14 protein-coding genes and 1 tRNA gene are annotated in these 18851 nt (G+C 38.9%); 2 read left to right on the top strand and 13 right to left on the bottom strand.

The window, feature by feature from the left end; translation table 11 throughout:
• Window positions 1-712: 712 nt before the first annotated feature.
• Window positions 713-2344, bottom strand: coding sequence for a glycoside hydrolase family 13 protein (locus A6E04_RS01075; protein WP_065609462.1), 1632 nt, complete (start codon window positions 2342-2344; stop codon window positions 713-715).
• A 144-nt stretch (window positions 2345-2488) separates the two neighbouring features.
• Between A6E04_RS01075 and A6E04_RS01070 the strand changes: the two genes are divergently transcribed.
• Window positions 2489-3364: a LysR family transcriptional regulator gene (locus A6E04_RS01070; RefSeq protein WP_065609460.1), complete on the top strand. Its 876-nt coding sequence runs from the start codon at window positions 2489-2491 to the stop codon at window positions 3362-3364.
• A 93-nt stretch (window positions 3365-3457) separates the two neighbouring features.
• Here the strand turns inward: A6E04_RS01070 and A6E04_RS01065 are convergent, their stop codons facing one another.
• The 11 genes from A6E04_RS01065 to A6E04_RS01015 all read right to left on the bottom strand — a co-directional run bounded on the left by A6E04_RS01065 (window position 3458) and on the right by A6E04_RS01015 (window position 16237).
• Window positions 3458-4393 carry a LysR family transcriptional regulator gene (locus A6E04_RS01065; RefSeq protein WP_065609458.1) on the bottom strand — a complete coding sequence of 312 codons (936 nt, stop codon included), beginning with the start codon at window positions 4391-4393 and terminating at the stop codon, window positions 3458-3460.
• A gap of 66 nt (window positions 4394-4459) precedes the next feature.
• Complete coding sequence (locus A6E04_RS01060) at window positions 4460-6295, bottom strand: glycoside hydrolase family 13 protein (RefSeq protein WP_065609456.1); 1836 nt, start codon at window positions 6293-6295, stop codon at window positions 4460-4462.
• Between the two features lie 89 nt (window positions 6296-6384).
• Window positions 6385-8358, bottom strand: coding sequence for an amylo-alpha-1,6-glucosidase (locus tag A6E04_RS01055; RefSeq protein ID WP_065609454.1), 1974 nt, complete (start codon window positions 8356-8358; stop codon window positions 6385-6387).
• 83 nt (window positions 8359-8441) lie between these two features.
• Window positions 8442-9065 (bottom strand): hypothetical protein, encoded by a 624-nt coding sequence (locus A6E04_RS01050; protein WP_065609452.1) that lies wholly within the window; start codon window positions 9063-9065, stop codon window positions 8442-8444.
• 105 nt (window positions 9066-9170) lie between these two features.
• Window positions 9171-10307, bottom strand: coding sequence for an ABC transporter ATP-binding protein (locus tag A6E04_RS01045; protein WP_017020913.1), 1137 nt, complete (start codon window positions 10305-10307; stop codon window positions 9171-9173).
• Window positions 10307-11221 (bottom strand): sugar ABC transporter permease, encoded by a 915-nt coding sequence (locus tag A6E04_RS01040; RefSeq protein ID WP_017020914.1) that lies wholly within the window; start codon window positions 11219-11221, stop codon window positions 10307-10309. The genes A6E04_RS01045 and A6E04_RS01040 overlap by 1 nt, the downstream gene beginning before the upstream one ends.
• Complete coding sequence (locus A6E04_RS01035; protein WP_065609450.1) at window positions 11221-12519, bottom strand: ABC transporter permease subunit; 1299 nt, start codon at window positions 12517-12519, stop codon at window positions 11221-11223. The genes A6E04_RS01040 and A6E04_RS01035 overlap by 1 nt, the downstream gene beginning before the upstream one ends.
• Window positions 12520-12628: 109 nt before the next feature.
• Window positions 12629-13762 (bottom strand): sugar ABC transporter substrate-binding protein, encoded by a 1134-nt coding sequence (locus tag A6E04_RS01030; RefSeq protein ID WP_017020916.1) that lies wholly within the window; start codon window positions 13760-13762, stop codon window positions 12629-12631.
• A 685-nt stretch (window positions 13763-14447) separates the two neighbouring features.
• A tRNA-Ser gene (locus A6E04_RS01025) sits at window positions 14448-14538 on the bottom strand.
• Window positions 14539-14620: 82 nt separating this feature from the next.
• A complete protein-coding gene (locus A6E04_RS01020) occupies window positions 14621-15118 on the bottom strand; it encodes an ATP-dependent zinc protease family protein (RefSeq protein WP_017021365.1) in 498 nt (165 codons plus the stop codon).
• A 174-nt stretch (window positions 15119-15292) separates the two neighbouring features.
• Window positions 15293-16237, bottom strand: a complete 945-nt coding sequence (locus tag A6E04_RS01015) for a TerC/Alx family metal homeostasis membrane protein (protein WP_017021366.1) — start codon at window positions 16235-16237, stop codon at window positions 15293-15295.
• 390 nt (window positions 16238-16627) lie between these two features.
• On the opposite strand from A6E04_RS01015, the gene A6E04_RS01010 reads away from it, so the two are divergent.
• Complete coding sequence (locus A6E04_RS01010) at window positions 16628-17791, top strand: tetratricopeptide repeat protein (RefSeq protein WP_065609448.1); 1164 nt, start codon at window positions 16628-16630, stop codon at window positions 17789-17791.
• A 128-nt stretch (window positions 17792-17919) separates the two neighbouring features.
• On the opposite strand, the gene A6E04_RS01005 is transcribed toward A6E04_RS01010, so the two are convergent.
• Complete coding sequence (locus A6E04_RS01005) at window positions 17920-18840, bottom strand: polyprenyl-phosphate transporter (RefSeq protein ID WP_012551472.1); 921 nt, start codon at window positions 18838-18840, stop codon at window positions 17920-17922.
• Between the last annotated feature and the right edge of the window lie 11 nt (window positions 18841-18851).

Genomic DNA, 18851 nt, shown 5'->3' with positions numbered 1-18851 from the left:
TTTCTTTGATGATGTAGCGCTGTGTTTTATTTATAATTACTTTTAATTAACGTGTTGTTTTGTCTAGTTTATGGTGATGAAAAATCAAGAACCTATCGATGGTGAGTATTTTTTACATATTATACTTTATAATATTTTAGCTTTTTCTTCGTTGTTGCTAATATATTTTAATCTCTGATTCTAACTGGTTTTAAGGATGCCATTGTTTAGGTTATTAATCGTTTAATCTTCCGATATGAACTCATGTTCTAGACTGTTTTTTGGAATAGAGTGAATGAGTAAGCGTTAGTAGCGTACTCTTTTTCTTGTTTGCTACAATATATATTAGAGTGATAAATAATACGTACTCTACATTTTATGCATAATAAAAAACACCTGCACTATTACATGGCGATAATCAGTAAGAGGGTATTCGTTCACTTTTTCTAAATATTAGGGACGGTCATTCGATTGAGTGTTTAAGGAGATTAATAATCATCAACGTTATTAATAAATAATACGTTAAGATCTAGTGTGGTACATATATTTAACATGTTTTAGAAAGAAAAAACCAGTAAGTGGCAGTACTTTAAATGTATTTAAAGAGAGAGGTTTGAAGAGCGATAAATAAATTTAATTTGGAGTGGATAGTTTAGAAAATAACGCCCTATTTTACTCGTAAAGTAATAGAGCGCTATAGTGGGAGGGGGTATCGATTAAGTGGATATCTAGCTTACATCCTTACAACAATACTTTGATATGGTGCGAGTGCTAGTTGCTCTCCAAAATGAATTACTGGTTCTAGATTTGCAATTAAACACTCTGCTTCTTTGCCCGTTAAATGCTCAGGCAGAGTTAACGTCTGAGGCTTGGCAGTAAAGTTATTTAGCACAACCAAATGTTGATCTGCATCTTTACGTTCATAAGCAAATACCGCAGGGTGATCTTCAAACAGTGGAATGAAATCACCATACACAATTACAGGATTCTGTTTTCTCAGTGCGATCAGTTTTTGGTAATGATAGAAAATAGAATCTTTATCTTCCAAAGCCGCAGCAACGTTTATCTCAGGGAAATTCGGGTTCAATGAGATCCAAGGCGATCCGTGAGTGAAACCTGCGTGCGCAGAATTATCCCAATGCATTGGTGTACGTGCATTATCACGGCTATTGGCATGAATGCCTTTCATCATGGTCTCATGACTGACGCCTGATTCAGTTTTCATTTTATAGAAGTTCAGTGTTTCAATATCTTTGTATTCTTCTAACGTATCAAATGCCACGTTAGTCATGCCAATCTCTTCACCTTGGAAGATATACGGTGTTCCTTTCAATAAATGTAGGGTTGTTGCTAGCATCTTCGCGGATTCAACACGATATTGACCATCACAACCATACTTAGAAACAACACGAGGCAAATCGTGATTATTCCAAAACAGTGAGTTCCAGCCATTATTGCTTAACTCAAGCTGCCATTTAATCATCACTTGCTTAAAGGCATTAAGATCTAACGGTTTTGGTTTCCACTTATCGCCGTCTTCCCATAACAGAGTAATGTGTTCAAACTGAAACACCATTGATAGTTCGTTACGAGCAGGATTGCTATAAAGCTGCGCGGTTTCTGGCGTGGCATCCCATGTTTCACCCACGGTTAAGAGATCTTTATTACCAAAAGTGGCTTGGTTCATTTGTTGAAGAAGCGGGTGAAGACGTTCCCCGTTCCCCGTGATCTTTTTGTCGATTTCTTTACCGATCAAATCAATCACATCCAGACGGAAACCACCAATACCTTGGTCTATCCACCAGTTCATCATATCAAACACTTTTTGATGAACGGCTGGGTTCTCCCAGTTTAAATCTGGCTGACGTTTTGAAAATAAGTGGAAATAGTATTGTTGATTCTCTTCATCCCATTCCCATGCAGTCCCACCAAAGATAGAGCCTAACTCACTTGGGGCTTCACCGTTTTCACCAGCATCACGCCAGATATAGAAATCACGGTATTCACTGTCTTTGTTGTTTTTTGCTTCAACAAACCAAGGGTGCTCATCGGAGGTATGGTTAACGACTAAATCCATTACGATTTTAATGCCACGTTGCTCTGCTTTTTGCATTAACTCACGCATGTCATTCATTGTACCAAATTCAGCGGCAATGGCTTGATAATCAGAGATATCATAGCCGTTATCATCCATTGGAGACTGATAAACAGGAGAGAGCCAAATAACGTCGATACCAAGCGTGGTTAAGTAATCGAGTTTACTGATAATGCCTTGTAAATCACCAATGCCATCATTATTTGAATCATAAAAGCTGCGTGGGTAAATTTGATAAACCACACTGTTATGCCACCAACGTTTTTCCATCTTGATATCCAATATTCATTAAAGAAAGTAACGTTAATATAGCGAAATTAAGTCGGCATGAATAATTGATAATTTGAACTCTGATATAGAAAAAATTTATATCACGAGTATGGTAGAGTTGAACTTATGATATGGATAGTAATGATGGAAAAGCAGTATCGCTACTTTTATGAAGTGGCTCGCCAAGGAAGCATTAAAGCCGCGGCAGATAAATTGTGCATTAGCCAACCAACGTTAACGACGGCCATTCAAAAATTAGAAGCGTTATTGGATACGTTATTGTTTCATCGTAAATCTAAAGGGGTTGAACTTACCAGTGCTGGCTGGGTTTACTACCGCTATGTACAAGATATTTATGAAAAACATGGCCAAATGATGCATCAACTTTCAGACATGAAAGCCCGCAGCCAAGGTAAAATTAAAATCGGTATTGGTGAAGCGTGGTGGGAATGTTTTGCTGCGGATGTAATTAAACAGTTTATAGAGACACATCCCAATAATTCGCTTTATATTGAATTTGGTAATGGCTTATCAATGTTAAGTCATTTGCTTAATGGTGATATAGATCTATTTATCGGTCATGAAATAGAAAATATTGATTCTCGTAACCGAGTGCGGTTTATTCCATTATTTACTGAATGCGAAGCCTTATATGTTCGAGAAGGGCACCCTTTATTAAGTAGAGGAGAACTAAACGTGCATGATTACCCACAGATAAAAGTAACGCCAGATCATAGTCGAGACGGGAAAGTACTTAATGATAAAGGGGCTGAAACCTTTGCAATCAAAGCGCAGCAAGCCAAAGTGGTTTATGAATTGGACTCACTAAAAGCCAGTATTGATATGCTTAAAATGAGCGATGCCATTATGCCTTATACCGATAAGATCAAAGAAAAAATGACACAGCAAAACATTGTCACCTTACCAATGAAAGAGAATAAACAAGGCGTAGTCGGAATTTATTCAAATACTGAAGTACTGTCTGAAAATATGGAATACCTAGTGAGTTTATTTAAGTAATATTTACCGAGATTCTATGTGGTTATAATAGCTAAATATAAAAAAGGAGACCGTATGTTCTCCTTTTTTAGATTCAAAAAATGACGAGAAAAATCAAAATGGCCCATTGATTTTTGGGTTTTTTTTAATTAATTCTTTGAGTTGTTCTAATAGTGCGACGCTTTGTTTATTTTGTAATTTATCTTTGTGTAGATATGCGCCAATCGTTGCTTTACTAAAACACTCTTTCATCTGTAAAGGAACGAGATCAAACCCATCAAAATAATCTCTCATTGTAATTGGATAAGGCAAAATAGCATCACTGTTTTGCAGTAAATCAATGGCGGTTAACAGTGAGTTGGTATTGTAGATAACCTTTTCTTGTAAATAATGACGCTTTTGAAAGGAGTTTAACGCTTCATTTTGTTTTTGAACTAAATGCAAAAAGCGTTTTTTTGTTGCCCCTAAATCAACGGATGGGAAGCGAGCAATGTCTTCATTACTGCACGTGATTTCAAGTAAAGGATGTCCCTTTCTTACGTAAACTTCTTCACTGCATTGAAAAAGAGGGTGGAATAAGATGTCTTCATATTGCGCTAAGCCTAATATCTCATGACCAACGAAAATACTGATTTCATCACTTAAAAGAAGATTCATTAATTGAAGGTGATTACCTACATCAATTGAGATATTACTGTGAGGATAAGTGTCTTTAAATTCTTGTACGTAATCACGAATAAATAAATGCCACCACGCGTCACCGCACCCAATTTTGAGTTCAGTCTGGTGTCTCAGTTTATTTTTTTCTAGTTTATTGAGCGTGTTTTCATACAGATTTTGCATCATTTTTGCTTGCTCATAAAGTAACTCGCCACTTGATGTGAGAGTGATCCCTTTTGAGTTACGATCAAACAGCTTACTGCCAAGTTTCTCTTCTAGCTTTTGCATGTTATGACTTAACGTCGGCTGGCTTAAACAGAGGTTATTGGCTGCCTGAGTGACATTTTGTGTTTTAGCTACTTGAATGAATTGAATCATTAACTTAAACATAATAGCTCTTTGCTTTGATAAGAAAGAGCTATTTTATGTTGCTTATAATTGGATTTCTACTGATTGCTACTCGTTTTGATACATGGCGAAGCCAAATGGAGGCAATGTTATTGCTTTCATCAATGTGCAAGGTATTTCGTTATAAATATCAATAACATTTTGTTCGGAAAGTAGGCTTGGTAATATGATGTCTACTGATTTTTCACTGTTATTCATAAAAATGGTAATGCAGTCAGTGCCATTTTCTTTTTGATAAACCAGAGATTGTTGAGTATCGTCCGCCATTAACCATTTAATACCATTAGTGCTTAATACGGGATGTTTTTTGCGTAATTTAATGATCTGCATGATGTGATGTTTCATGTTCATATCATGCTGAGTTTCATCCCAAATCATGCATTTACGATTTAATGGATCAGCCCCGCCATCTAAGCCAATTTCACTACCATAATAAATACACGGTGTACCGCTGTGAGTAAATTGGAATAAGTACGCCAGTTTTACTTTGTCTTTATTACCAGAACAGCGATGAAGAATACGAGCCGTATCATGGCTATCTAATAATGAAAATGCCACTTCATTAACCGCAATAGGGTAGCTGGTATTGACATCATTGACGGCATATTTGAACTGATTAGCACTTAGATTTCCGTTAGCAAAAAATCCTATCATGGCATCGGATAATGGGTAATTCATTACGGCATCAAATTGGTCACCAGCAAGCCAATTCATTGAGTCATGCCATGCTTCACCTAAAATATAGATCTCAGGTTTGATAGCTTTTAACTCATCTCTGAATCGTCGCCAAAAACGTTGGTCTACTTCGTTTGCAACGTCTAAGCGCCACGCATCAATATCAAAATCACGTACCCAGTATCGACCGACTTCAAGTAAATATTCCATGACTTCTGGGTTTTCGGTATTCAACTTTGGCATGTTCTCCGCAAAGGCAAAGGCGCGATAGTTGAGATACTCCTTGCTGTGTTGATCTTTTTTAGACTCGTCCACAAGAGGGAATTGTTCAACATAGAACCAATCAATGTATTTGGAGTTCTTGCCGTTTTTGATGACATCTTGCCATTGAATAGAATCGGCACCAATGTGATTGAATACGGCATCTAACATTACCTTCATCCCACGTTTATGGGCTTCCGAAATTAACGTTTTTACAGTGTCGTTGTCACCAAAAGCGGGGTCAACGTTTAGATAATCAACGGTGTCGTATTTGTGGTTAGTCTTGCCTTGCGTAATTGGAGTGAAATATAAGCCGGTAATACCGAGATCTTGCAAGTAATCAAGGTGATCAATGACGCCTTGTAAATCGCCACCAAAGAAGCTGTTTGTTTTTGGATCTTCAGATCCCCAAGGCAGTGCATTTTTAGGTGAAATTGATGGATCACCATTGGCAAAGCGTTCAGGGAAAATTTGATACCAAACCGTTTCTTTTACCCAATGTGGTGGGCTAAATACGTCGATAGGGTTCATGTATGGGAAGCAGTAAAAATTGAGTAATTGGCTTAATACTGGATCGGCATCATCAGTAATAATGAAAATTTGTTTTTCAGTAACGAGCAGTGTTTCGCTCTCTTTACCTTCCAGTATAAAAGCATAACGAGCACGTAAAAATCGAGGCTGTGCTTCGCAGAACCAGTAATCAAACAGTTCTGTCTCACACTCTTTTTGCATGACAAAGTTTTCGCCGCCACTCCAACCCATTGCATCTTCTGCATTTAGGTTGCCGCCACCGCCACCGGATGTCCAATCGTATGGGTCTCCAATTCTTAGTGTGGCGTTATTGACTTCGCCTTTTGCGGTGCGAATGCGTAAGTGGAGGGTATCCTTATCATAAGTATAAGAATAACTTGAGTGAGATCTATGATAAATCGCTGCTTTTGTAATCATGATTAATACCGTTTAATGAAAGTACCAACCAGAATAACTATCTGACGTAATAGCTACTCAGGTTGGTATAATTATTTAAATATGAAATTCTATTTTTGGTGTGTTTCTTCGTAATACTTCACGACACGCAATACTTCACTGACGCTCCACGCTTGAGCAAAACAACCACGAGATTGACTTGGTGCATAACCATCATAGATTTCAGCCAATTGACCAATACAACCTTCATATAGGCCATCTTGGTTATGCTCAATAAACTGCTCCACAATACGAACTAAGTCTTTATCTTGTGGGAATTGACGTAAGATCCCCATTAAGAATTGACCAATCATAAAGCCCCAAACGGTACCTTGGTGGTATGCCATATCACGATCGAAATGAGAACCTGTACACACGGCTTTAAATTCAGGATCACTCATTGCAAGCGAGCGTAAACCCAATGGTGAATATAGCTCTTTATAGATGGTAAGAATGACCGAACGTGCTCTTTCTTGACTTAATATTGGGAAAGGAAGGCCAACGGCATAAGCTTGATTTGGGCGAATTTGTTGGTTTACTTCTCCGTCTTTAATCCAATCATTTAAGTAACCCGCATCATTGTAAAACTCGTCGTTAAAGGTAGTTTTTACTTGATCTACCAGTGCTGGTAATTCTGGCATTGGTGTGTTCAGTTTTTGGTTAAAGAAATCCAAAATAGACAACGCATTAAACCAAAGCGCATTGATTTCTACAGCGCAACCATGTCTTGGTGTCGGTACGATATCTCCGTAACGAATGTCCATCCAAGTAAGCTGATCAAAACCGCTGCCGCCGCTGATCAAGCCGTTATCTAGCATCTTAATCTCAAAGTCAGTACCGTTGCGATAGTGCTGATAGATGTTGCTCATGCACTGATATGCTTCATCACGAATGAACTCTACATCACCACTGGCTTGGTAATACTCATAAAGACTCACAATGAACAACAGAGAGGCATCAATGGTGTTATACATTGGCTCAACCCCAGCTTCTGGAAAGAGGTTTGGTAATACGCCACGACGCTCATAACGAATAAAGGTGCGGAATATCTGTCTTGCGTCTTCAAATTGGTTGGTCGATAAATTACACCCCCATAAGGCAATCATGGTATCGCGTCCCCAATCAGCAAAGAATGGGTAACCGGCAATGATGGATTTTGATTCGGTAGAGTCACGATCAACCACAAATTGCTCACTGGCTCGCACTAGTTGCTGTCCAAAAGTACTTTTTATTTTAGCGTGTTGAATGTAGGTTTGTTGACGTTCAATTTCAGCGTTAATCATGGCGTCAACAGATTGTGGTGGGAACGATGTTGCACGCTCTTCTTCGGCTTCAAAGATGACATAAAATTGTTCATTGGTTTCAGTACCAACAAAAGCAATGGTGTGAAGCGCCATCTGTGCATCTGTCGCAGGGCGACCATCTCGAGCATCATATGAAAAATAGAGACCTGATTCATAGCGAGGTGCCTCTAATGCTGAATCTGCACCATTGTGACGATAGGTTAGTTTCTGGTCATTACTGCTGATGTGGCCATCTTGATGTGTAAATTCTTGTTGTCTTGATAGATTCTGTCCTTTTGCACAGAAGTGATATTTTGGTGTTACATTCAACGTAAATGCTTGTTCCAATGGATTGAATATTTGGTATTTTACGGCAAGACGATTTACACCCTGAACCATCACAATCATTTTAGTGATTTCAATACCACGAATACGATAAGTAAATTCAGGAAGGTGAGTTTGACTGAAGTTATCAAACAACAGCGTTGAATCAACGGTGTCATAAGGATTTACATTTGCTTGTGAAGAGAGTGGGTGACACTCCCCGTTTGGTAGGGTAATGCGGTCATCCAGATGACGAACAAAACTAAAACGATTATTTGGTGCCACAAGGCTTGCCATAAACAACGCGTGATCGGTACGGCTACAAGAACCAGCAAGAGTAAGAGAAGAATAACCCCCTAATCCATTCGTTAATAAGTAGTTTGATTCTTCAAGGCGATCCATATCGCGAAAATTGGCTTTAGAAAGAGATATTTTCATGTGAACCTTACAATTTAATGTTAAATATTCCCCCGCCTTTACTCACTTGTGTTGGTGGTTTAAATTGACAGGGGAGTTTATTGTTAGCTTTTTATTTCGTTATAAACGAGCAATAGTTTTTGCACTTCGCCTTGGGTATACGCGAGATCTTGGCTCTCTTCATATCCCCAAAGTGGCGTAATTTTTACGTCATTTTCTGTTGGTATTACTTTGATTGCGACAATGCGTTCTTGCTTATTATCTGAGATAAAAAAGAGGTAAGGCTGAGGCTGTTTAAGTAAGGCATTGTATTGTGATGGGGTGGTGTATACGGCATTTACGGCTTTGACGTCTTTAATGCCATAAAAGTGCTGTGCGTAAGCTAATACTGGCAGCGCCATCTCTTGCAATTGTTCATAGCTGCTTTCTACATGAAATGATCCACAGTTGCTTGGGATCTGATCACGCAGTGTGTTGTATTCATTGTTAATGGTTTCTAATGGAAGCGTTAAATAGCGTTGTTCAAAGTGCTCAGCCACAAGAAATAACTCGTCATTATTCACGCATTGCGTAAAATTACGTTGTTGTTCAGTAAACGTTGCATAATCAAACGTTGGCTTAGGAAGACTGCTATAAGCGATAATAAATCCAGTAATGAAAATAACGACAGCGACAGCAATATGAAACATATAATCGTGAATGCGTTGAAGTTGGCCGCGAAAAATCAAAATGTGACTCCTTTTACATCATCTGTCTAACTTAGTTATTAGCCTCACTGCCCTTTAATAATGTAGAGGGCAGTGAGTCTATTCGTCGGTTTATACTTAGGCTGATTATTTATTAAATTCAGCTGATTTTATTAAGTATTTGATTGATTCTTCAGTCTCGCTATCAAAGAAATGCAGTTTGGTGTTGTCGATAACAAGCGTGATTTTTTCGTCAATCTCAACATCGGGTTCACCGGTGCCTAATGTGCCAACAAAGAGATTCATTGGTGCGGCATTGAAGAACACATTAATCGCATCGCCTAGGTATTCACTGTTCATTGCGGTGGTTTCAAAGCAACAATCAGGGAATGCATCGCGGTATTTCTTACCAGAACGAATCGCACTTGAACGTGCGCCTAAGGTGACGGATTTTCCGTTATAACCCGCGTTATTTAAAATCTCTTGATCGCTTTCATTTAAGGTAATAGTAAAGGCGTGGCACATGAATTGGCCGCCTTCGTACATGCCTTCAATCAAGTTCATTGATGGCATGCCCATAAAGGTCGCCACAAAACAGTTTTTAGGATTAGTAAATAACTCTTTTGGTGATCCAATTTGTTGTACTTCACCCATCGACATCAATACGATGCGATCCGCCATGGTCATTGCTTCAACTTGGTCATGGGTAACGTAAATGGTGATGGCACCTTTGTCTTTGTGCATACGAGATATTTCAGTACGGGTTGTGGTACGTAATTTCGCATCCAAGTTACTTAGTGGTTCGTCCATCAAATACAATTTAGGGGTACGAACCATTGCTCGGCCTAAAGCCACACGCTGACGCTGACCGCCTGAAAGCTCTTTTGGTTTACGCTCAAGGTACTCGGTTAAAAATAGATCTTCAGAGATGTTGTCAACCGAGCTTTTAATATCATCACTAGGGTAGTTACGTAACTTTAGGCCGTAGCCAATGTTGTCACGCACTGACATGTGTGGATACAGTGCATAGCTTTGGAATACCATCGCAATATCACGATCTTTTGAGCTAACATCGTTTACGACTTCGCCATCGATGATGAATTCGCCATCGGTAATGTCTTCTAAGCCTGCAATCATGCGTAGTGTGGTGGATTTCCCACAACCCGATGGACCAACAAGAACAATGAATTCACCTTCTTCAATGTCTAGATTGAAATCACGTACTGAGCACGTATCAGCATTCGGGTATTTTTTGTTGATGTTTCTTAATGAAATTTTGCTCATTAGCCTTTTACTCCACCAGACGTTAAGCCGCCCACGATATAATCTTGAAATTTATAGAAAACGATAACAGGCGGAATTGCTGCTAAGACCGCGCCTGCTGCGAATACGTTGTAGCTTGATTCTTTAATATTATTGATAAGACCCATAAGTCCAACCGCCAGTGTTTTCGCTTCTGAATCCATACTTGCAATCAGGAACTTAGGCATGATGATGTCGCCAATTGGACCTAAGAAACAGAAGATAGCGATAACCATGATCATTGGTTTGACTAGCGGCAGCAGTATCTCTTTGAAGATCTGCATTTGAGTTGCGCCATCAATTTTTGCTGATTCATCTAATGCGCGAGGAATCGAATCGTAGTAGCCCTTCATTAAAATCGTATTCATTGTGATACCACCTGTGGTGTAGATGAGGATCATAAAGATATACGTATAAAGTGTGGCGTTGGCAGAGCTGTAAATACCGATAGAGTTCGCAATCGCATACAGAGCAATTAAGCCACTGCCTGATGGGATAATTTGAATGATCAGTAATGACATTAATGCACTCTTACGAGATTGGTAACGATAACGAGAGTAAACAAACCCCGAAATAGTTACGATAAACGTAGAGAGGATCATGGTGATTATTGACACTAAGAAGGTATTTCGGTACCAACTTAAATAAGGCGTATTATTGAAAAGCTGAACAAAGTTCTCGGTTAAACTAAAGTTTTCAGGGAAAAATGAGGTTGAATACAGTGAATTACTCACATTAAACGCACTCATTAATGTCACTAATATTGGGTAAAGAATGATCACTGCCATCGAGATCAAAAACGCATAACAAAAAGCCATACCCATGTTCTTAGTGATGACATGACGATTAAAACGTTTCGCTTTGATTTGGCGAGTTAAAGGGATTGTTTTGTCCATTACATCACTTCCTCATTTTTAAAGGCACCGGCTTTAAGCCACGAATACAAGACGACGGCACCAACAATAGTACTGGTGATTAAGGTATATACCGCCGCTTCGTTGTATTTAGCATCCATCATTAAGCGGAAACCAAGAGATGAAATCGTATCGAGTGGTTTGTAGATTGAGCCCACCGTTTGAACTGTTGCTTCACCTAACATGTAAACGATGGTGACGTTATTAAAATTGAAGGTAAATTGAGTAATAAACACTGGAGCAACACTGATCAATATCAAGGGTAGAGTGATGTCGAAGAAGTTGGTCCACGCGTTACCGCCATCAATCGCACTGGCTTCATACAAATCATCAGGGATCGTTTGTAGTACGCCCGTGACCAGAATGAATACGTAAGGGAAACCAAGCCATGCTTGTATTAGTATGATGGTGATTTTGGCGTAATCTGCGTTTAGGAAGAAGCCAATTGCTGTGCTTACATCGTATTCGTTACCTGTGAAAAACGGGATAACCATAGTGTTCATTCCACCAATCTTTGAGAAGAAAAGTTGGAAAACAAGAATGGTTAAAAAAGCAGGAACTGCCCAAGGTAAAATATACACAGTACGGAAGAATTTTTTCCCTCTGATGTGTTTATTATTAGCGACAACGGCAAGGACTGTACCTAATACAATCGTGAGTGCTGAGGCGCAGAATGTCCAAGTGAGTGTCCATGACAAGGTTTCTTGGAATGCAGCAGCAGTACGTTCGTTCGTGAACAAACGTTCAAAGTTAGTGAAGCCTTTCCATTCAATTAAAAATGCAGGTGGTAAAACAGGGCGTTTGAAGTTAGTAAAGGCTACGATAATGGAAACGATCGCAGGCAGCAGAGCAAACACAAACAGCAAGATGAATTTAGGAGCAGTAATTAGATTCGGTACGATTTCGTGTGATAATCCGCGTACTTTCTCAGTAAAGGTAATTGCAAAACCAGATTCATCTATTTGGCGTTTCACGTCTTTTGCATCGCGAGCAAAAGCGTAATGCAATGCGAAAAAGACTAAGATCATCATTGCGCCAACGGTTGAACCAACCATGATAAGAAAAGAATCATCGACAAAGCGCTCTGCGCCAATAGTGATTTTTCCATTCGGTTGTTCGACAGCTAAAAGACGGAAGTTAGGAAGGGTGAATTGAATAAAAACCAATATCTCTAAAGCCAATATAGAGAACCCAAATAAAGCCTCTCGCATTCGACGTAGTGCAAGGTGCCCACTACCAGGAATCAGCATAGAGAGCCAGAATACAAACTGTTGACTCATGTAAATAACCTACTTATTTATTAGTGTTGTGTAGATATGTCATGTCTTTGTATTGCACGATGCCGTTATTTAGCATCGTGCAGATAGATTGAAATCGAATGGATGCGGATTACATGTCTTCGATATCAATTTCGATCGTATCAACGGCTGCGTCTAATACCGCTTTCACATCTTGTCCTTGTGCGATTTGAGCAAGACCCGTTTTCATTGGCCCCCAAACCTTCATGAACTCAGGAATGCTTGGCATCGGTTGGCCGATGTTAGTCGCATCGAAGATGGCTTTATGTAGAGACCCTTCTTTGTAATTGACAGATAGGCTAGGTGACACTTCACGTGTGTCTGCATACCATTTGTTTGCATTTTCAGGCGTTGCTAGGAATTTGATAAACTCACGTGCACCTTCTTGATTATCACTGTAACCATTTACGGTCATCCCTTTTGTGCCTGTTAGGGCTTTATATGGATGACTGCCATCCCAACTTGGAATTGGTGCTGCACCAACGTTAATACCTGCTTTCTCAATATCAGCAATTGCCCATGGGCCGTTGATAATTGCTTTTAGCTTACCTTCCATGAAGTATTTCATCATGATGTCATAAGCAACGGTGTCATCTTGCATTAGTGTCCAATGACTCACGCCGCTGTTATATAACCCTTGAGCTGCCAAACCCGCTTTGATTGCGTCAGGTGTATTTAAACCAATATCTTCAGGGTTATTGTCTTTGAAGATATAACCGCCATTAGACATAAATAGACCGCCAGTGAAGTAGAAATCAGTAAATTTCGCAGCCCACTCTGATGGTGGGATTTCTTTCAGTGTTTGTGGAGCTTCTTTTATCATGTCTTTGTTATATAGAAATAAGGTTGTATCGGTAGACATTGGAAGCATGTAGGTTTGGCCGTTATAGGTTGATGCGTTAGTTGCTGCATCGGTATAACCGTTAACGGTAAAATTAGTTGGGGCAATTAAGTGTTGGTCAGCTAGTTCACCAATACGGTCATTTGGGATCATGAAAATATCAGCAATATTGCCTTTTTGAGTCGGTAGGGCAGCCAGTAAATCAAACATACTTGTTGCTGCAACTTCAACTTTAAAGTCTTTACCTTGGTTAAATTGCTCTGCCAGTTCGGTGAAGTAAGGTACGTAGCTTTTTTCTACACCGATAACAATGTTTTCTGCTGCCATTGCGGTATTGCTTAATAGTAGGGCGGCTGAAACGGCAAGCGATATTTTCTTAATCATTTTATTGCTCCTGAAAAGGGATAGAGTTTTAAACCGATAAAATCACGTTGGTATAATTTAATGGTATCAACAGCTTATATTTAGTATTAAGCGGTCTCTCTAGAGTGCTTCCTGCGATACATGTTGACCTGTTTATAAGGCTAACGTCATTGGATTTATCATAGGCCGCGGGTGAGACAGGGTGAAATACTATTTATCTTAGGAAGCCATAGATAAAATGCATATCACATAGATAAATGTTATCTAACGCAACGATATCTAGGGTATTTATTATCTTTGATAGGTTAAAAACGTGAGAGTAATAACAGTCTGTAGGACGAGACAGAAGAGAGGGGCAAATAGGTAGGGTAAACAAAAGCACCCTTAGATCACAAATGTAGATAAAATTAAATATAGGTATTTGATAAAAACAGGCTAAGTCAAAGGTGGAAGCTTGCATTGTAACTCAATATGAAGAATGAGCCCCCAGTTAAGAGGAAGTGATAATACAAAAAAGACAATATAAAAAAGGCCAAGTTGAGTACATTCAACTTGGCCTTTATCTTGTTAATCGAACCATTACTTATTGTTGGTTTATTGATTATTCCTTTAAATTACGTAAAAAGGTGACGTAATCATTATCAATTCTATATCACGTGGTTCGAAAACAAAAAAGCCCTAGCATTTCTGCTAGGGCTTTAGAATGTGGTGGAGGGATAGGGATTTGAACCCTAGAACCGCTATTAACGGTTGCCGGTTTTCAAGACCGGTGCTTTCGACCACTCAGCCATCCCTCCAATGCCGCGTATGATAGGGGGAGATGATTTTCTTGTAAAGCGTTTTTTCTATAATTCAGTTTAAGTGATTAAAAAATAAACGTTATTCGACATTTCTTTCAACATCGACTAAATAATCACCTTCAAGCCAGTTACGACCTATCAATAATTTATAATCCAGCTTGCTTCGGTCACGTAAATTAACCGCGACTTTCTTTTCTTTTCCATTGAATTCTAAATGCATACGAACGGCATAACGACGTTCAACCCCTTGAGCATTACGAATCTTACTGACACGGATGATACGACCGGTGTGCTTTGATGCTTCATTTTTTTCATTGTAGGTTGTGAATTCAATGGTATCACCGAGGTGATCACGCATGTTTTTACTTTCACCTTCTTTATTCAGGATTTTGATGTCTGTTGCATGAATAGAGGTGGTGGCAGCGCCTGTATCTATCCGAGCTTTATAATTTGAGTCGAGCTCTTTAATGTGAATCGTTTCAATTTGACCAACAATTTCTTTATTTGAGCATTCTTCGTGAGCAAAACTAGAAAATGAAAGAAGCAATAAGCTGAAAGATAACAGTAATTTTTTCATGAAAACCTTATAAAGATGAGAATAATGTAATAGTAAGAATAGACTCCATTTAATGGAATGAGTTCAGTTGATGTAAAAAATACGACATTTTTATGTAAATAATTTTATGTTAATTGGAATGAGATAATAGGATTTAAGAAGCGGCCATCAGAGTTGATGGCCGCTTAAGGTTAGTTATGCGTCTTGTGATTTATTTTTGTAGATAGAGCCTACAATCGCTAAAGTGATAATACCGACAATCGTTAATAACGAGAAAGCAGTCGGGACTTCATAAGCCGTATCAACAAGGAACATTTTAATCCCGATGAAACCAAGGATGAATGCTAATGCAGGTTGTAAATAACAGAACTTGCTTAGCATGCCTTGCAATACAAAGTATAAAGAGCGCAAACCAAGTAAAGCGAATACGTTTGCTGAGAACACTAAGAACGGTTCTTGAGTAATCGCAAAGATGGCAGGAATGGAATCTAATGCAAACATGATATCGGTAAACATAATAACAATAACCACAAGTAACAGTGGGGTTGCTATCATTTTCCCATTTACTTTGGCAATCAATTGATGGCCGTAATACTTATCATCAAATGGGATGTGTTTTTTCAAGAAAACGACAAATTTTGATGATGAAAAATCACTTTCTGCTTCAGTATCCGTAAACCACAATTTAATACCTGTGATAATCAAGAATACGGCGAAGATGTAGAGGATCCAATGGTATTGAGTCAATAACTCTGCGCCAACAAAGATCATGATGCCACGTAAAACAAGCGCACCGATGATACCCCATAATAAGATCCTTGGACGGCTTTGTTCAGGCACAATAAACTGACTAAAGATCAACGCGAAGACGAATAAATTATCGACACTCAGCATTTTTTCTAATAGATAACCAGTAATGAAGGCCATGCTTGCATCTGAAGGCGAGTAAGTACTTTCTGGCGCCATTAACGGCCAGTATACGTAAATAATTGCGCAGAAAATAAAGGCAAGAACAAACCAAAAAAATGACCATACTAATGCTTGTTTTAAGCTAGGTGTGTTTTTTCTTGTTTGAAATAGGTCTAGAGCAAATAGAGCGAGAACAACGAAACCAAATAGTTCCCAAGTTAACGGTGACATAGTAATTCCTTAAAATAGGTAAAAGGACTATGGCACTAAAATTGAGAGCACAGACCTTCTACCATTAACAATAATAATTAACGTTATGGTATTGGTCTTGTCAAAGTGATTGGCATTCATTGCCCACTTACAGATACCGGAAGTCGAAACTTCGGGATGACGATATCTGAACAAGATTAAGTATTAAACCTTGTGACTACTCCCCAAGACTCGGATAGTAGTCCTACTTTCTAAATAATTCAAACAAAATATCAATGAATGAAAAATATTTAATAAAATAATGACTTGTCAGTGTGAATATTGAATCTATATCACTAAATTATTGTTAATGTTTTGCTTATAAAAGCCGATAATAGGAGTGATATCAAAAATATAGAGTAATGGTGTAGCATGGATTGGATACAAGTAGCAGTCACTGGACTGGTTGTTTTATTAGTAATGGTGTGTATTAATTTCTTTTTTGCGAACAGTAAGCAAAGAAAGGTCGACGAAAGAAAAGAGAGAGAGGCGATCTCTTACCGTAGGGCGCTTTCGGAAGCTCGAGCAGCAGAAAGGCAAGAACGAGTATATAAAGCACAAACAGGGCACATTTCGACACAGCTTTTTTTAGCCAAAGAAGCGGAAATGAATAATTTTGAAGAAGCATTGCATTGGTATGAAATGGCTGCAAATCACGACAACGCTATTGCCATCCGTTCTGTCATCCGCTTATGTGATAGTCGTCGTGAAGATTCTGAGTTAAAAAGTAAATCTAAATTTTGGGGGCAAGTCCTGGCTGCAGAAGAAGGTGGGGCCGAAGAAAAATTAGCGTTAGGTATCGCCTTTATACAAGGTAATGGCGTTGATGCTAATATTGAAAAAGGCATTGCATTAATTGATGAAGCGGCAGAAATGGAACATATTCCTGCTCAACTATTTATTGCAGATTGGTATGTAGCAGAAGCAAACCCTCAGCCTAATGCGAAATTGGCGGCGGAATGGAATTTACGAGCAGCGATGTTAGATAATACCGAAGCTCAAATACGTATTGGTAAACAATATGCCGAAGGCAAAGGCGTTGCCGTCGATCCTAAAAAAGCGACATATTGGTTAGAACTTGCAGCAGAAAGTGGTGATCCTAAAGCGCAATATTTTGCGGGTGAAATGGGCGCAGACACGACTGAAAAAGGCAATTCTGTTGCGTATATTTGGTTTTGGTTAGCGGCTGCAAATGGCATTGAAGCGGCAGCAAGTCGACGAGATCATGTTGGACACTTAGTCGGTGTGGATGCTGTGATTGGTTTACAAGGAATGGCAAAACCTCTTCATGATAAAATGAAACGAGGAAAGCTGAGAAAGCACGCGGTTATTAAGTCTTTAGATAAACTGTATCAAAGACAAAGTTACTTTCCTGATGAAAATGAATTTATGGTCGGTGATGAGCCTAAATTGGATGCTAACGAGAAAGGTATCGTGTCAAAACCAAGTACAACAACGGCTGAGATAGAAAAAGATAAGAAACCTGATACTGTCAATTTTAGCCAAACAAAGATGGATGGCAGCGCGAAGTTTTAGTTTTTGTTGATGTAGATACTTCGAAATAGAGAACAATAAAAAAGGAGCGATTATTCGCTCCTTTTTTGCATCTATAACTGGATGATTTATGTGCCGCTATCATCGGTTACTGACAGAATAAACAAATATTATTTACCTGTTTTCTTTGCGTAAGCTTCAAGACCGAGCACTAAGCCAATGCCTAAAAGAACACCGACAACCGCGAAGCCAATTAATGCGGGTTGTTGAGTCACATGCTCGTAGTTAAATGGAGATAGGTTATGTTCAATGAGAGGCACTTGCTCTCCTTTTGAATTAATACGCCATTCAATAACTTCTTTCCAAGGCCAAATCTTGCCTAATGTACCCGCCATTAATCCTGTTAAGAAAATTAAAGTTAAATCGCGGAAACGTTTTAAAAGAAAAGATAAAACATGAGAGAAACTCAATAAACCAATTAGACAGCCTGTAGAAAACAACGCCATGGTGACCAGATCAAGAGATTTAACGGCATCAAGAATTGGGCTGTACATACCAAGTAGTAATAAAATAAAACTACCAGAGATCCCCGGTAAAATCATGGCACAAATAGCAATAGAGCCAGCCAAGATAAATGTGAATGTTGATGGTGTTAATGCAACAGGATTAAGGACTGTGATGGTATAAGCAAACACAGCCCCAGCCACTAGCATGATAATTCGGCTAATTGACCATTCTTCAATTTGTTTTGAAATATGAACAATCGAAATGATAATTAAGCCAAAGAAGAAAGACCACAATGGAATCGGATGTGTGTGAAGCATCCAGGTGATTAATTTTGCTAACGAAAGAATGCTGGTTAAAATGCCACCAAACAGTGAAATAAGAAAGAAGCCGTTAATGTGATTAAATGCGGCTTTAAATCCGTCGCGTTTCCATAAACCAAATATTGAAGGGTTTATACGTCGGATACTTTCTAAAAGCGTATCGTAAATACCTGTGATAAAAGCAATCGTACCGCCAGATACCCCAGGAACAACATCTGCTGCGCCCATTGCCATACCTTTAAAAAATGTCGTTAAGTAGTTCATTTTAGCTCTGT

The organism is Aliivibrio logei (assembly GCF_001691055.1).
Taxonomy (GTDB): Bacteria; Pseudomonadota; Gammaproteobacteria; order Enterobacterales; family Vibrionaceae; genus Aliivibrio; species Aliivibrio salmonicida.
Note: the sequence above shows the minus strand (reverse complement) of the source record. Positions and strands in the feature narration are given on the sequence as shown.

Bases quoted from the DNA above. Each gene is read 5' to 3' on its own strand.
- A6E04_RS01075 (WP_065609462.1), bottom strand. From the start codon at position 2,344: ATGGAAAAACGTTGGTGGCATAACAGTGTGGTTTATCAAATTTACCCA.
- A6E04_RS01070 (WP_065609460.1), top strand. From the start codon at position 2,489: ATGGAAAAGCAGTATCGCTACTTTTATGAAGTGGCTCGCCAAGGAAGC.
- A6E04_RS01065 (WP_065609458.1), bottom strand. From the start codon at position 4,393: ATGTTTAAGTTAATGATTCAATTCATTCAAGTAGCTAAAACACAAAAT.
- A6E04_RS01060 (WP_065609456.1), bottom strand. From the start codon at position 6,295: ATGATTACAAAAGCAGCGATTTATCATAGATCTCACTCAAGTTATTCT.
- A6E04_RS01055 (WP_065609454.1), bottom strand. From the start codon at position 8,358: ATGAAAATATCTCTTTCTAAAGCCAATTTTCGCGATATGGATCGCCTT.
- A6E04_RS01045 (WP_017020913.1), bottom strand. From the start codon at position 10,307: ATGAGCAAAATTTCATTAAGAAACATCAACAAAAAATACCCGAATGCT.
- A6E04_RS01040 (WP_017020914.1), bottom strand. From the start codon at position 11,221: ATGGACAAAACAATCCCTTTAACTCGCCAAATCAAAGCGAAACGTTTT.
- A6E04_RS01035 (WP_065609450.1), bottom strand. From the start codon at position 12,519: ATGAGTCAACAGTTTGTATTCTGGCTCTCTATGCTGATTCCTGGTAGT.
- A6E04_RS01030 (WP_017020916.1), bottom strand. From the start codon at position 13,762: ATGATTAAGAAAATATCGCTTGCCGTTTCAGCCGCCCTACTATTAAGC.
- A6E04_RS01020 (WP_017021365.1), bottom strand. From the start codon at position 15,118: ATGAAAAAATTACTGTTATCTTTCAGCTTATTGCTTCTTTCATTTTCT.
- A6E04_RS01015 (WP_017021366.1), bottom strand. From the start codon at position 16,237: ATGTCACCGTTAACTTGGGAACTATTTGGTTTCGTTGTTCTCGCTCTA.
- A6E04_RS01010 (WP_065609448.1), top strand. From the start codon at position 16,628: ATGGATTGGATACAAGTAGCAGTCACTGGACTGGTTGTTTTATTAGTA.
- A6E04_RS01005 (WP_012551472.1), bottom strand. From the start codon at position 18,840: ATGAACTACTTAACGACATTTTTTAAAGGTATGGCAATGGGCGCAGCA.